13 protein-coding genes are annotated in these 14,584 nt (G+C 65.4%); 3 read left to right on the top strand and 10 right to left on the bottom strand.

Translation table 11 applies throughout. The features are described from left to right. Positions 1 to 2: 2 nt before the first annotated feature. Entirely contained in the window at positions 3 to 320 is a 318-nt protein-coding gene (locus I6F09_RS21675) for a polyhydroxyalkanoic acid system family protein (protein ID WP_036007246.1), read from the bottom strand. A 180-nt stretch (positions 321 to 500) separates the two neighbouring features. Between I6F09_RS21675 and I6F09_RS21670 the strand changes: the two genes are divergently transcribed. After that, the gene (locus I6F09_RS21670) at positions 501 to 665 is read left to right on the top strand and encodes a DUF3309 family protein (RefSeq protein WP_009798696.1); all 165 of its coding nucleotides are present in this window, start codon (positions 501 to 503) and stop codon (positions 663 to 665) included. Between the two features lie 131 nt (positions 666 to 796). Here I6F09_RS21670 and ligD read toward each other — a convergent pair whose 3' ends face one another. Then, positions 797 to 3,472, bottom strand: coding sequence for a DNA ligase D (gene ligD, locus I6F09_RS21665; RefSeq protein ID WP_225188998.1), 2,676 nt, complete (start codon positions 3,470 to 3,472; stop codon positions 797 to 799). A gap of 118 nt (positions 3,473 to 3,590) precedes the next feature. Between ligD and I6F09_RS21660 the strand changes: the two genes are divergently transcribed. Continuing rightward, complete coding sequence (locus I6F09_RS21660; RefSeq protein ID WP_036027319.1) at positions 3,591 to 4,475, top strand: Ku protein; 885 nt, start codon at positions 3,591 to 3,593, stop codon at positions 4,473 to 4,475. Positions 4,476 to 4,595: 120 nt separating this feature from the next. On the opposite strand, the gene I6F09_RS21655 is transcribed toward I6F09_RS21660, so the two are convergent. From I6F09_RS21655 to I6F09_RS21620, 8 genes are all read right to left on the bottom strand, one after another. Next, the gene (locus I6F09_RS21655; RefSeq protein ID WP_036027320.1) at positions 4,596 to 5,285 is read right to left on the bottom strand and encodes a response regulator transcription factor; all 690 of its coding nucleotides are present in this window, start codon (positions 5,283 to 5,285) and stop codon (positions 4,596 to 4,598) included. Beyond that, complete coding sequence (locus tag I6F09_RS21650; protein WP_225188997.1) at positions 5,282 to 8,005, bottom strand: sensor histidine kinase KdpD; 2,724 nt, start codon at positions 8,003 to 8,005, stop codon at positions 5,282 to 5,284. The genes I6F09_RS21655 and I6F09_RS21650 overlap by 4 nt, the downstream gene beginning before the upstream one ends. A gap of 40 nt (positions 8,006 to 8,045) precedes the next feature. Next, on the bottom strand, positions 8,046 to 8,651 hold the full coding sequence (locus I6F09_RS21645; RefSeq protein WP_109144773.1) for a K(+)-transporting ATPase subunit C: 606 nt from the start codon (positions 8,649 to 8,651) through the stop codon (positions 8,046 to 8,048). Positions 8,652 to 8,762: 111 nt separating this feature from the next. Next, positions 8,763 to 10,880, bottom strand: a complete 2,118-nt coding sequence (kdpB, locus tag I6F09_RS21640) for a potassium-transporting ATPase subunit KdpB (RefSeq protein ID WP_225188996.1) — start codon at positions 10,878 to 10,880, stop codon at positions 8,763 to 8,765. Between the two features lie 24 nt (positions 10,881 to 10,904). Continuing rightward, the gene (kdpA, locus tag I6F09_RS21635; RefSeq protein ID WP_225188995.1) at positions 10,905 to 12,608 is read right to left on the bottom strand and encodes a potassium-transporting ATPase subunit KdpA; all 1,704 of its coding nucleotides are present in this window, start codon (positions 12,606 to 12,608) and stop codon (positions 10,905 to 10,907) included. A 113-nt stretch (positions 12,609 to 12,721) separates the two neighbouring features. Continuing rightward, positions 12,722 to 12,811 carry a K(+)-transporting ATPase subunit F gene (locus tag I6F09_RS21630; protein ID WP_035698142.1) on the bottom strand — a complete coding sequence of 30 codons (90 nt, stop codon included), beginning with the start codon at positions 12,809 to 12,811 and terminating at the stop codon, positions 12,722 to 12,724. A gap of 11 nt (positions 12,812 to 12,822) precedes the next feature. Further along, positions 12,823 to 12,978, bottom strand: a complete 156-nt coding sequence (locus I6F09_RS21625; RefSeq protein ID WP_156446730.1) for a hypothetical protein — start codon at positions 12,976 to 12,978, stop codon at positions 12,823 to 12,825. A 164-nt stretch (positions 12,979 to 13,142) separates the two neighbouring features. Beyond that, on the bottom strand, positions 13,143 to 13,724 hold the full coding sequence (locus tag I6F09_RS21620) for a TetR/AcrR family transcriptional regulator (protein WP_036007209.1): 582 nt from the start codon (positions 13,722 to 13,724) through the stop codon (positions 13,143 to 13,145). Positions 13,725 to 13,809: 85 nt separating this feature from the next. Here I6F09_RS21620 and I6F09_RS21615 point away from each other — a divergent pair, with 85 nt between their 5' ends. Beyond that, positions 13,810 to 14,550, top strand: a complete 741-nt coding sequence (locus tag I6F09_RS21615) for a crotonase/enoyl-CoA hydratase family protein (protein ID WP_225188994.1) — start codon at positions 13,810 to 13,812, stop codon at positions 14,548 to 14,550. Positions 14,551 to 14,584: the final 34 nt, after the last annotated feature.

Raw genomic sequence — 14,584 nt, 5'->3', positions numbered from 1 at the left:
AGTTACTTCTCCCCGTCCTTGGTCAGCAGCAATTGGCCGCGCTTCCTGATCGTGGCCTGCGCCATCTCGGCGAACCGCTGCAGCAGCCAGGGCAGCACCACCTCGACCCGGACCTGATCGTCGCCGACATCGACCTGCCCCGTCGCGACCTGGCCGAGCGCGCGGATGCGGAAGGCCATAGTGTCGCCGCTCCAGCGTTCCTCCTCGACCTGCATCACCGGAATGCTCGCCGCGGCGCGGCCGAGCCCCGTCTTGAGCCGGCGCACCGCCTCCTCACGGCCGAGACGATGCGGAATCGAGACGACGAGCGGTGCTGACATGGTCCTGCCTCTTCTGACTGACGTCACATAATCATGCCGGGTCGACCATCAAAGGTTCCATGCAAGTTGATCCCCCGGCCGTGTTTCAAGGCCGGAACTTTACAACCTACGGCAAGTTGCTCCCGCACAACGGGACAGGTTTGCAATGACCCTTCTTACGAAGGGCTGGAGGAGATTCGTATGTCAATCGGCACGATCATTCTGATCATCTTGATCATCGCCCTGCTCGGCGGCTTCAGCGGCATCGGCGGCGGGCCGTTCTACGGCACCGGTTATTACGGCGGCGGCGGCCTCGGGCTCGTCATCGTCATTCTGCTGATCCTGATCCTGATGGGAAGGATCTAGATGCAGACTTCGTAGGATGGGCAAAGGCGCAACGCGCCGTGCCCACCTCTTCGTTCGAACGAAAGAAGGTGGTGGGCACGCTTCGCTTTGCCCACCCTACGAGACCTGCCTTCGCCGCAACAGCGGCAGGCCTACTTCACCTTCCCCGCCAGCTTCTTGATCGCGGCCTTGATCGACACGGCTGCATCCTCATACCCCTCCCACGCCTTTGATCGCGCCAGCAGGGCCGGCACGCTGCGCAGCGTGTAGCGCTTGGGATCGAGGTCGCTCTTCACCTGCGCCCAGGTCACCGGCATCGACACGGTCGCGCCGGCGCGCGCGCGCGGCGACAACGGGGCCACCGCCGTCGACATGCGGTCGTTGCGCAGATAATCCAGGAAGATCTTTCCCCTGCGCAGCTTCTTCGACATGTTGAGCAGATAGCGTTCGGGCTCGTCGTCAGCCATCCACTGGCAGACGCCTTGCGCAAACGCCTTGGCCTCCTTCCAGTTCACCTTGTCGCGCGCGCCGTGGAGCAGCGGCACCACGACGTGAAGGCCCTTGCCGCCCGTGGTCTTGCAGAAGCTGTCCATGCCGATATCGGCGAGCCGCTGCCGCATCTCCTTGGCCGCCTCGACCACGTCGGGAAAGTCCACGTCAGGCGCGGGATCGAGATCGAACACCAGGCGGCCCGGGGTATCGTAGGCATAGGGCGCGCAGTTCCAGGGATGCAGCTCGACGCCGCCGATCTGCGCCACCGCGGCGAGCCCTTCGATCCGGTCGATCTGAAGATACGGCTTGCGGTCACCGGAGACCCGCGCGAGCTCAAGAAGGTTCGACGTTCCCTGCATCGCATGGCGCTGGAAGAAGCATTCGCCCTTGATTCCGTCGGGCGCGCGGATCAGCGAACAGGGCCGGCCCTTGAGATGCACGATCATCCATTCGCCGACGGCTTCGAGGTAGCGGGCAAGATCCAGCTTGGTGACGGCACCACCATCGCCGTCATCCGGCCAGAGCTCCTTGTCCGGCTTGGAGATGACGACACCCATGACCTCGGCATTTTGAGCGGCCTGCTTCGAGCGCCCGCCCGCCTTGGTGCGCGCCGTCTTCCTGGCCCGGGGCTCGGCGAGCTCGGTGTCGACGGGCGTCTCGGCCTCGACCTCATCCGCCGCCTTGTCCTGCCGCAAGCCCTTGAAGGCCGCCTGGCGAATATTGCCGTCGGCCGTGAAGCCCGCGAACTCGATTTCGGCGACGAGCTCCGGCTTCAGCCAATGCACGTCCCGCGTCTTCTTCGGCGCGTTCTTGCCGCCGAACGGGCTTTCCTTGCTCTCAATCGCCTTCAGCGCCGGCATGATGCGCTTGACTTTATCAGCGCCAAAGCCGGTACCGACCATGCCGACGAAGGCGAGATGATCGCCGCGCTGCACGCCTGCCATCAGCGAGCGGAATTTGCCGTTGGTGGTCTTGTAGCCGCCGATCACCACCTCGTGGCCGGCGCGGCATTTCGACTTGACCCAGCTCTCGGTGCGCCCGGAACGATACGGCGCGTTCAGCTTCTTCGACACCACCCCTTCGAGCTCGAGCTTGCAGGCCGATTGCAGCACCGCATCGCCGCCGCTCTCGAAATGCTCGACATAGCGGATCTGAGTCGATTTCCGCTTGCGCGCTTCCAGCAGCTTCTTGAGCTGCGCCTTGCGCTCCCCAAGCGGCAGCCGACGGTAGTCCTGCCCTTCCGCGAAGAGCAGATCGAAGGCGAAGAAGATCAGGTCGTCGGTCTTGCCATCGGACAGCGCAGCTTGCAGCGAGGAGAAGTTCGGCGCGCCGTTATGGTCGAGCGCGACGATCTCGCCGTCGATCATCACGTCCGGCAGCGCGGCGGCTTCCTCGGCGATGGAGGCGAACTTGCTGGTCCAGTCGAGACCCTTGCGCGTCTTCAGCGCCGCCTCGCCGTCCTCGACCCGGAGCTGGACGCGATAGCCGTCGAATTTGATTTCGTGGCACCAGCCCTCGTCTCCGGGCGGCCGCTCGACCAGCGTGCAGAGCTGCGGCGCAACGAAATCCGGCATCTCAGACACCGTCTTAGCCCTCGTCGCGGTCGCGGCAGTTTTCTTCGCCGCTTTGCCGCCCTTCAACGCGGTGCGCGGCGACGGCTTCACCGTCCGCCCTTTCGTCTCTTCCGCGCGGTTGGACTGCCAGACCGCGTCGGCCTTGCCCTTGGTCCCCTTCGCCAGCATGAACGGCTTCGGCGCGCGGCCCTTTCCCTCCGCGATCTGTTCCATCGCCCGGCCCGAGGCGACGGACTTGTCCTGCTCGAGAATATCGTTGTCCGCGCCTTCGCGGACATACTCGTCACGATGCTTGATCAAGAGCCAGTTGGTCCGCTTCTCGCCGCCGCGGTTGCGCATCCGCACCAAGACCCAGCTTCCCTGCAGCTTGTCGCCATGGAGCGTGAACTTCAGGTCGCCTTTCTTGAAGCCGGCTTCCGGATCGTCCGATTCCCAGGTGCCGCGGTCCCACAACATCACGGTGCCGCCGCCGTACTGGCCTTCCGGAATCGTGCCTTCGAAATCGCCGTAATCGAGCGGATGGTCCTCGACTTCGACGGCCAGCCGCTTGTCGTGGGGATCAAGCGAAGGCCCCTTCGTCACCGCCCAGGACTTGAACACGCCGTCGAATTCGAGCCGGAGGTCGTAGTGCAGCCGGGTCGCATCATGCTTCTGGATGACGAAGCGCCGCTGTTTCGATGGCGCCACGGCGGTCTTGCCCGAAGGCTCCGGCGTCTTCTCGAAGTCCCGCTTCTGTCGGTAGGTGGAGAGTTTCTGCAGCACGTCCAGTCCCGCTTCTCGTTCGGCACTTGAAGCCTATCACGGCGAAAGTCCCGCCCGGAACCAAAACCCGATGGGACGGTTGGGGTTCCAAAACGCCTTGAAAACGTTGGAGAATGGAATGGCCCCGCGCGCCTACTGGAAGGGAACGTTGAAGCTGTCGCTGGTCAGTTGCCCGGTCGTGCTCTATCCGGCGACCACCGCGGCCGAGAAGACGCGGTTTCACCTGATCAACCGCGAGACCGGGAACCGGCTCAAGCAGCAGATGATCGATTCCGAGACCGGCGACGTCGTCGAGAGCGACCAGAAGGGCCGCGGCTACGAAGTGCGCAAGGGCAAATACGTCGAGATCGAACCGGAGGAGCTCGAGGCAGTCCAGATCGAGAGCAATCACACCATCGACATCGAGAGCTTCGTGCCGCGCGAGGAGATCGACCAGCGCTTCCTCAACCACCCCTACTACATCGCCCCCGACGGCAAGGCCGCGGTCGACGCCTTCGCGGTGATCCGCGACGCGATGAAGGACCAGGAGCGCGTGGCGCTCGCTAAGATCGTTCTGACCAATCGCGAGCACGTCATGGCGATCGAGCCGCGCGGCAAGGGCCTGCTCGGCACCACGCTGCGCTTCCCTTACGAGCTGCGCGAGGAGGACCAGTTCTTCGACGACATCAAGAGCCCGAAGATCACCAAGGACATGGTCGAGCTCGCCGGCCACATCCTGCAGACCAAGGCGGCGCATTTCGATCCCAGCAAGTTCAAGGACGAATACGAGGACGCGTTGAAGGCCCTGGTGAAGCGCAAGGCCAGCGGCAAGAAGATCGAGCTGCCCGAGCCCGAGGAACGGCCGAGCAACGTCGTCAGCCTGATGGACGCACTGAAGCAGAGCCTGAAGGGACGCGGCGGGAAGAAGTCGGCGGCGAAGTCGCACGCGCGGCGCGCGACCGGACGGCACCGCAGCGCGAAGAAGGCGCACCGGTCGACGGCAAGGCACAGGAAGGCGGGTTAGTTCGTCATTCCGGGGCGATGCGAAGCATCGAGCCCGGAATCCATCGTGCCAAGCGCGACGGGCAGAGAAATGGATTCCGGACCCGCGCCAACGGGCGCGTCCCGGAATGACAGCCGGGGTCTATTCCCCCGCCTTCAGCCGATACCCGATCCCCGTCTCCGTCAGCACGTATTGCGGCTGCTCCGGATCGGCTTCGATCTTCTGGCGAAGCTGGCGGACATAGACGCGCAGATATTGCGCGTCGGTCAATTCGTCCCACAGCTCCTTCAGCAGGAAGCGGTGGGTGAGCACCTTGCCGGCGTGCTGCACCAGCACCCGCAACAGATCGTATTCCTTCGGCGAGAGCTTCACCTCGCGATCCCCGACCTTGACGATGCGACGAACGAGATCGACCGAGAGATCGCCGGTGCGGAACACCGGACGCTCGCCCTTGACCTGAAGCTGGTGACGCAGCGCGGCGCGCAGGCGCGCCAGCAGCTCCTCCATGCCGAACGGCTTGGTGAGATAATCGTCGGCGCCGAGATCGAGCGCCTGGACCTTGCCGGCTTCGTCGCCGCGGCTCGACAGCACCACGATCGGCACGCCGTCGTTGCGGGCGCGGATGGTGCGGAGCAGCTCATGGCCTTGAACGTCGGGCAGGCCGAGATCGAGAATGATCAGCGCCGGCTCCTCGCCAAGTTTCTCCAGCGCCGTCTTGCCGTTCGGCGCTTCCAGGATTTCGTAGCCCTGGGTCGTCAGCCCCATTCGCAGCAATTTGCGGATCGGCGGCTCGTCGTCGATGACCAGGACCTTGATCGGAGCAGCGCTCATGCGGCGGTATCCAATGCGTGGCTCTCTGCCGGAACCGGCAGGCGAATGGTGAGGACCGCGCCGCTCCGCTCGCTGCGATTGGCGGCGGAGATCGTGCCGCGCATCGCCTCGACGAAGCCGCGCGAGATGGCAAGCCCGAGCCCGGTGCCGGGACGGACGTGATCGCCCTTCTGCACGCGATAGAACTTGTCGAACACGCTCTCGAGCTCGTCCGGTGGAATGCCGGCGCCCTCGTCGGCGACCTCGAGCACGACATGAGCGCTGTCGCGCCGGCCGCGGATCGAGATCGTGGTTTCGGGGGGCGCGTATTTCGCGGCATTGTCAAGCAGGTTGAACAGCACCTGCTCGAACAGCACGGCGTCGAGCTGGAGCATCGGCAGATCGGCGGCCAGCACCAGCTCGACCTTGTGGCGGCTGAGGATCTTACTGGCGCGCCGGAGCGCGCTGCCGACGATCTCGCTGAGATCGTGCAGCGCTGTGTTGGGCACGATGGCGCCGGATTCGAGCTTGGTCATGTCGAGCAGATTGGCGATGAAGCGGTTGAGCCGCTCGGATTCGTCGATCACGGTGGCGAGCAAATCGCGCTTCTCGGTGTCCGAGAGCGCGCCGGCGAGATCGCGCATGGTGGAGGCCGCGCCGAGCACCGAGGCGAGCGGCGTCTTCAGATCGTGCGAGATCGAGGTCAACAGCGCCGAGCGCAGCCGCTCGGATTCGACGGTGCGCTTGACGCGGTCCATGTCCTCGACCAGCAGCACACGCTCGATCGCGAGCGCGCCCTGGTCGACCAGCGCATCGAGTAGCCGCCGCTGGTCCGGCGTCAGCAGCGGGCCGGTGCGATCGTTGTCGATGCCGATCACACCGATTGGGCCCCGCCCGGTGCGCATCGGCAGGAACAGCCGTTTTGCGCCGGGCAAGGTGTCCGAGCCGCGGCCGGCGGGGCGATCGTTGCTCCAGGCCCAGTTGGCGGCGGCAAGATCGGCCTGGTCGAGCTCGTCCTCGGGCGGATAGCCTGATTTCACCGTGAGCAGGCCTTCATCCGGCAACAGCAGCACCACGCGGACCTTCAGCATCAATGCGGTCTGGTAGGCACTGGCCCACAAGACGTCGTCCAGCGTGGCGGTGCCGGCGAGCTTGCGGCTGAAGGCATAGAGCTGCTCGGTCATCCTGATCCGGCCGATCGCGGTGTCGGCCTGGATGCGCACGCGCGCCGCGACATTGGAGACGATCATCGCCACCACCATGAACAGCACGAAAGCGGCGACATTGGTCGGGTCGGTGATCGTGAAGGTGTAGATCGGCGGGATGAAGAAGAAATTGTAGCAGAGCGAAGCCGCCACCGTGGCCAGCAGCGAGGGCCACAGGCCGTAGCGCACGGCAACCGCGACGACCGAGGTCAGCAGCACGAGATCGACGTTCTCGATGCCGAAATAGGGCTGGATCAGCTTGGCAGCGCCGAGACCCACAAGCACGATCCCAAGCGCCTTGAGAAAAGGCAAGGGATCGAACGGCTCGGATCGTGCGGCGGTCTGCACCGCCATCTTGGGCGCGGCCTCTCCGGAAAGCTCGCTGCCGGGAATGACGTGAACGCTGATATTGCCCGCACGCCGTACCAGGTCGTGCACGACCGAGCCGCGCGTCATCTCGAACCAGCGCGAGCGCGTCGACTTGCCGATCACGATCTGGGTGACGTTGTTGCCTTGCGCAAAACTGACGACGTCGTCGGCGATGCGGCGGCCGACGGCGGGAATGGTCAAGGCTTCGCCGCCGAGCGATTCCGCGAGCCGCAGCGTATCGGCCAGCCGATCGCGCTCCTCGTCGGACAATTGCAGCGATCGCCGCGTCTCGATCGAAATCGCGGTGAACGGCGCATGCAGCCGGTCGGCCAATCGCTTGGTGTAGCGCACGAGGCCGGCCGCGCGCGGGTCCTCGCTGACGCAGACCAGGATGCGCTCACCCGCGGCCCAGGGCCCCGGAATCGCATTCGCCTGCATGTGGTTGAGCAGCTGCTCGTCGACCCGCTCGGCGGTGCGCCGCAGTGCGAGCTCGCGCAGCGCCGTGAGATTGCCTGGCGAGAAATAATGCTCCAGCGCCCGCTCGGCCTGCTTGGGCACATAGACCTTGCCCTCCTTCAGGCGCTGGATCAGGTCGTCGGGCGTGAGGTCGATCAGCTCGATCGCGTCGGCGCGGTCGAACACCGAATCCGGCACGGTCTCGCGCACCCGGACATGGGTGATCTGGGCAACGACGTCGTTCAGGCTCTCGATGTGCTGGATGTTGACGGCGGTATCGACGTCGATGCCGTGCGAGAGCAGCTCCTCGACGTCGAGATAGCGCTTGGGATGGCGGCTTCCGGACGCATTGGTGTGGGCGAGCTCGTCGACCAGCGCAATCTGCGGCCGCCGCGCGATCACCGCGTCGAGGTCCATCTCCTCGACGATCTGGCCGCGGTAGTCCAGCCTCTTGCGCGGGACCACTTCGAGGCCGCGCACCAGCGCCTCGGTCTCGGCGCGGCCATGAGTCTCGACGAAGCCGACCACGACATCGATGCCGGCCTTGCGCTTGGCCTGGGCGCTTTGCAGCATCTCGTAGGTCTTGCCGACGCCGGGAGCGGCGCCGACGAAGATCTTCAGCCTGCCGCTCGCACCCTCCTCCCGGCGCGCCGCTTCCAGCAGGGCCTCCGGTGACGGACGTTGTTCGGGATCGCGACGCTCTCGGACCATCTTGCCAGTATAATCACCCGTCCACTGCGAGCCTAGACGGCTACTTCGCGGCCATGCGATCGAGCGCGAGATTCAATGCCAGAACGTTGACCCTGGGTTCGCCGAGCAGGCCGAGCAGGCGGCCTTCGGTGCTGGCGGACACGAGCTGCTTGACCTGATCCTCGGGCAGATTGCGCGCCTTCGCCACGCGCGGCACCTGGAATTGCGCCGCTTCCGGCGAGATGTTCGGGTCGAGGCCGCTGGCCGACGTCGTCACCAGGTCGACCGGCACCGAGGCGTTCGGATTCTCGCGCCTGAGCTTGTCCACATCTTCCTTCAGCCGGTCGGCCAGCGCCCTGCTGGTCGGACCGAGATTGGAGCCGCCCGAATTGGCGGCGTTGTAGGGCGCGGGCACCGTCTTGGTCGAATCGTTCGGGTCCGGCGCCAGCGTCGCCGAGCGGCGGCCGTGGAAGTACTTGTCGTCCTTGAACTCCTGCCCGATCAGGGCGGAGCCAATCACCTTGCCGTCTTTCTCGATCAGGCTGCCTTGCGCCTGCACGGGAAACAGCGCGCCGGCAATGCCGGTCATGGCGAGCGGATAGGCAAGGCCCGTGATGGCGGTGAGCGCCAGCAAGAGGACGATGGCGGGGCGGATTTCTCTGAGCATGTGCGTTCTCCAATTTCTCCCGTCATTGCGAGGAGCGAAGCGACGAAGCAATCCAGGCTATCAACTGCTGAGATATTTCTGGATTGCTTCGCTTCGCTCGCAATGACGAATTCAAGCCAAATGCAAGGCGGTCACCGCGAGATCGATCGCTTTGATGCCGATGAAGGGAATGACGATGCCGCCGAGCCCGTATATCAGGAGGTTGCGGCGGAGCAGTGCGCCGGCACCGACGGCGCGATAGGCGACGCCCTTCAGCGCGAGCGGGATCAGCGCGATGATGACGAGCGCGTTGAAGATGATCGCCGACAGGATGGCGCTCTGCGGGCTCGACAGGTTCATGACGTTGAGGACGTTGAGCTGAGGGTAGAACGCCAGGAACATCGCCGGGATGATCGCAAAATATTTGGCGACGTCGTTGGCGATCGAGAACGTCGTCAGCGCACCGCGCGTCATCAGGAGCTGCTTGCCGATCTCCACCACCTCGATCAGCTTGGTCGGGTTGGAGTCGAGATCGACCATGTTGCCGGCCTCGCGGGCGGCCTGAGTGCCGGTGTTCATGGCGACGCCGACGTCGGCCTGGGCGAGCGCCGGCGCGTCGTTGGTGCCGTCGCCGCACATCGCCACCAGCTTGCCCTTGGCCTGCTCGTCGCGGATCAGCTTCAGCTTGTCCTCTGGCGTTGCCTGCGCCAGGAAGTCGTCGACGCCGGCTTCGGCGGCGATGGCCGCCGCAGTCATCGGGTTGTCGCCGGTGATCATGATGGTGCGGATGCCCATTCGGCGGAGCTCGGCGAATCGCTCGCGAATGCCGCCCTTGACGATGTCCTTGAGCTGGACGATGCCGAGCAGCCTGCCGTCCCTGGCGACAGCCAGCGGCGTGCCGCCCGATTTGGCGACCTCGTCGGCAATGGCGCTGATCTCGCGGCCCGCCTCGGACAGTGCCGCAGGCTGCATCCCCCGTGCCGTATTGCCGGAGGCGATCCTGGTCGGCGCCCCGCCGCCGATATAGTTGAGGATGGCATCGACCGCGCCCTTTCGAACCGACGAGCCGCCGGCGTCGACGCCGCTCATGCGGGTCTGCGCCGTGAACGGAACGAAGGTCGCGCCAAGCTCGGCCATATCGCGGCCGCGGATGCCGTACTTCTCCTTGGCCAGCACGACAATGGAGCGGCCTTCCGGCGTCTCGTCCGCCAGCGAGGCGAGCTGGGCGGCATCCGCCAAGTCCTGCTCGGCGACGCCGCGCACGGGACGGAAGGCGGTCGCCTGCCGGTTGCCGAGGGTGATGGTGCCGGTCTTGTCGAGCAGCAGCGTGTCGACGTCGCCGGCGGCCTCGACCGCGCGGCCCGACATCGCCAGCACATTGAAGCGCACCAGGCGGTCCATGCCGGCGATGCCGATCGCCGACAACAGCGCACCGATCGTGGTCGGGATCAGCGTCACGAACAGGGCCACCAGCACGACCACCGAGATCGAGCCGCCGGCATAGGCGGCGTAGCTCGGGATCGTCACGGTGGCGAACACGAAGATGATGGTGAGGCCGGCGAGCAGGATGTTGAGCGCGATCTCGTTCGGCGTCTTCTGCCGCTCGGCGCCCTCGACCAGCTTGATCATGCGGTCGATGAAGGTCGATCCCTGCGCGGCGGTGATGCGCACCCGGATCCAGTCCGACAGCACCTGCGTGCCGCCCGTCACCGCCGAACGGTCGCCGCCGGATTCGCGGATCACGGGCGCGGACTCGCCGGTGATGGCGGCCTCGTTGACGGAGGCGACGCCCTCGACCACCTCGCCGTCCGAGGGGATGGTGTCGCCGGCCTCGACCAACACGAGATCGCCGACCTTCAGGCTCGTGCCTGACACGAGCTTGTAGTCCCGGCCCGCGCCGCTCAGGAGCTTGGCCTGGCTCTCGGTGCGGGTCTTGCGCAGTGTCTCGGCCTGCGCCTTGCCACGGCCCTCGGCCACGGCTTCGGCGAGATTGGCGAACAGCACGGTGAACCACAGCCAGAGGATGATCTGGAAGGTGAAGCCGAGATTCTCCCCGCCGGTGACGAGGTCGCGCAGGAAGATCACGGTCGTGAGCGCGGCCACGATCTCGACCACGAACATCACAGGGTTCTTGATCATGGCGCGCGGATCGAGCTTGGTGAAGGCAGCGCCGATCGCCGGCACGACGATTTTGGGATCCAGCATCGCCGAGACCGGCGTGCGCTTGTGGGATTTGTGGACAGGTTCCATGGAGGTCACTCCGAAAAGCGAAAATCAGAAGACGTTGCCGGCGTTCATTGCGAGATGCTCGACGATGGGGCCGAGTGCGAGCGCCGGGAAGAAGGTCAGGCCGCCCATGATCAGGATGACGCCGACGACGAGGCCGACGAACAGGCCTCCGGTGGTCGGGAAAGTGCCCATCGACGGCGGGATCGATTTCTTGGCCGCGAGCGAGCCTGCGATCGCCATCGCCGGCACGATCATGAAGAAGCGGCCGACGAACATCGCGGATGCGCCCGTCAGGTTGTAGAACGGGGTGTTGCCGGTCAGGCCGGCGAAGGCGGAGCCGTTGTTGGCGGTCTGCGACGTATAGGCGTAGAGCACTTCCGAGAAGCCGTGCGGGCCCGCATTCGCCATCGAGGCAACGCCGGTGGGAAGCACGACCGCGACGGCCGACCAGCCCAGGATCATCAGCGGCAGGATCAGGATCGCGAGCATCGCCATCTTGACCTCGCGGGCCTCGATCTTCTTGCCGACATATTCCGGCGTACGGCCGACCATCAGGCCTGCGACGAAGATCGCGAGAACGACGAACAGCAGCATGCCGTATAGGCCGGCGCCGACGCCGCCGACGATGATCTCCCCTAACTCCATGTTGATCAGCGGGATCATGCCGCCGAGCGCGGTGAAGCTGTCGTGCATGGCGTTCACGGCGCCGCAGGACGCGGCGGTGGTGATCACCGCGAACAGCGAGGACGCAACGATGCCGAAGCGGACTTCCTTGCCCTCCATGTTGCCGCCGGTCAGGCCGAGTGCATGCAGGGTCGTGGTGCCGTTGGCTTCCGCCCAATAGCAAACGGCGACGCCGGCGACGAACAGCACGCCCATCACGGCGAGGATCGCCCAGCCCTGGCGCTGGTTGCCGACCATGCGGCCGAACACATTGGTGAGCGCCGCGCCGAGCGCGAAAATCGACAGCATCTGCACGAAGTTCGACAGCGCGGTCGGGTTCTCGAAGGGGTGAGCGGCATTGGCATTGAAGAAGCCGCCGCCATTGGTCCCTAGCATCTTGATTGCGACCTGCGAGGCGACCGGGCCGACCGCGATGGTCTGCTTGGCGCCCTCGAGCGTGGTCGCTTCGACGTAGTCGCCAAGCGTTTGCGGGATGCCCTGCCAGACCAGAAACAGCGTGAACACGACACAGATCGGCAGCAGGATGTAGAGCGTGCAGCGGGTCACATCGACCCAGAAGTTACCGATTGTGCGCATGGACGCGCGGGCAAAGCCGCGGATCAGGGCAACCGCGAGCACGATGCCGGTAGCCGCCGACAGGAAATTCTGGTGCGTCAGGCCGACCATCTGGGTCAGATAGGACAGCGTGCTCTCGCCGCCGTAGTTCTGCCAGTTGGTATTGGTGATGAAGGAGATCGCGGTGTTGAAGGACAGATCCTCGGCGACCGCGGATTGGCCGGCTGGATTGAACGGCAGCACGGCCTGCAGCCGCATCAGGCCGTAGATGATGAGGAAGCCGCCGACATGAAACAGCAGCATCGCGACCGTGTAGGTCAGCCAGTGCTGCTCGCGCTTCTCGTCGACGCCGGATATCCAGTAGATGCCGGCCTCGATCGGGCGCAGGACGGGCGACAGGAAGGTGCGCTCGCCGTTGAACACGCGCGTCATGTACCAGCCCAGCGGCTTGGTCAGCGCGACGATAGTCGCACAATAGAGAATGATCTGGAACCAACCGATCATAGTCATGGCATTAACCCTTCAGGCTTTTGGTCCGGCGCAAAAGCGGCAGGAGCAGCGCGAGCAGGCCCGCGACGAGCGCAGCCTCGGCCAGCAGCAATTTTGCGAGCAGCAGCACGGCGTCAGAACCGCTCGGGCCGCAGCAGTGCATAGGTGAGATAGATCAGGAGGCCGAACGAGACGGCGCCGGCGAGCGCATAATCGAAGATCATGGTCCGCTCCCTCACAGCCGTTCGCAGGCGTAGGTGTAGCCGATCGCGAGGGCAAAGAAGAAGAAGCCCAGCGCCAGCATCAAAAGGTCCATCATGGCGATACTCCTTGGTACGACACGATCGCCGGCCGAGTTCAATGCAAGCGCATCGCCAGCCGGAAACTTCACCGCTGACGTGCCACTGCGCGCATAGCTTTTCGAGGTGAAGGCTATGGTAACGTTATAGGAATCTCATAAAGGCCGGCGGGAGCCAGCGGCTATGCGCACCCGCAATGCGTCCCCCGCGGTCGCTCCGGACGGGGCGGAGGCCTGGTGGTGCCCGGCCTCGGCGTCTAGCTCCTCACCTCCGCCTCGATCAGTCGCGCCAGCTCCGACGCGGTGACCTCGATCGGCCGGCCGCTGCGCTCGACGCGGGCCTGGATCAGCGCGCCCTGGAGCGCCGACGTGCAGAGCACCGCCAGCGCCTCCGCCCGCGGCCTGGCAAACCCATCGGCGACGAGCTTGTCACGCAGGATCGATAGCCGTGCCGCATAGGCCTTGCGACCGGCCTCCGACACGGCGCGCTCGCGCGGCGCCAGCTCGAGCAGCACGGTCGTGATCGGGCAGCCATTGCGGAAGCCGGAGCCCTGCATCCAGCCTGCCAGCAGTCTGGCGTGGGCGCGCAAGAGCTCGCCGGTCGAGCCGCACTCTGCCGCGAGCTCGGCGACCGTCGCCGCGACGCGGCGGCCCGCCTCCTCCACCGCCGCCACCGCGATCGAGGATTTTCCGTCCGGAAAGTAATGATAGAGCGACCCCTTCGGCGCGCCGCTGACGTCGACGATGTCGTTGAGGCCGGTGCGGGCAAATCCCTGGCGGCGGAATAGCGTCACCGCGGCATTGATGATGGGCTGACGGTGCTTCGGCACGGCCGGCATGGCACTCTCCTCCGCTCGGAAATTATATTGATTGGTCTACATCAGCCTCCGACAGTCAAGGCATGACAATGACGGAGAGAGGTAGATGCCTGAGAGAGTGACCTATGAACTGAACGACGGCGTGGCGCGGATCGGGCTCGACGACGGCAAGGTCAACGTGATGTCGGCCGCGATGCTGGGCGAGATCGGCGCCGCCTTCGACCGCGCCGAGACGGAGGCGGAGATCGTGGTGCTGCGCTCGGGCCGGCCAGGCATCTTTTCCGCGGGCTTCGGTCTGAAAGTGTTCGCCTCGGGCGATGCTGCCAAGAGCCTGGAGATGGTCCGGGCCGGCGCCGAGCTTGCGCTGCGGCTGATGTCGTTTCCACATCCGACCATCGGCGTGATGGAGGGCCATGCTTACCCGATGGGAACGTTCCTGCTGCTCGCCTGCGACGTCAGGCTGGGCGCGCGCGGACCGCACCGCATGGGGCTGAACGAGGTGGCGATCGGCATCGCGCCTCCCAGCTTTGCCATCGAGCTCGCGCGCAGCCGGCTGCATCCGGCCTGGCTCAGCCGTACCGTCACGCTTGGCGAGATGTACGAACCCGGGGAGGCGCAGACGGCCGGCTTTCTCGATCGCGTGGTTACACCTGAGATGGTCGACGCCACGATCGAGACGATCATCACCGGCCTGCGCGCCATCCACAAGCCGTCGCATGCCACGGCAAAGCGGCGCCTGCGCCGGGGAGCCATGGACGCCATGCGCGCGGCGATCGATCGCGAGCTGACCATGGCTGCCTATGAGGCAAGCAACCGCGCGCGCAGCGCAGTCGCGCTGCCCGGTTGAGGTCGGCTATCCCGCGGAAAAGGCGTTGCCTAAA

The sequence above is a fragment of the Bradyrhizobium sp. IC3195 genome (assembly GCF_020193585.1).
GTDB lineage: Bacteria > Pseudomonadota > Alphaproteobacteria > Rhizobiales > Xanthobacteraceae > Bradyrhizobium > Bradyrhizobium yuanmingense.
This window is presented reverse-complemented; position numbering and strand designations above follow the sequence as displayed.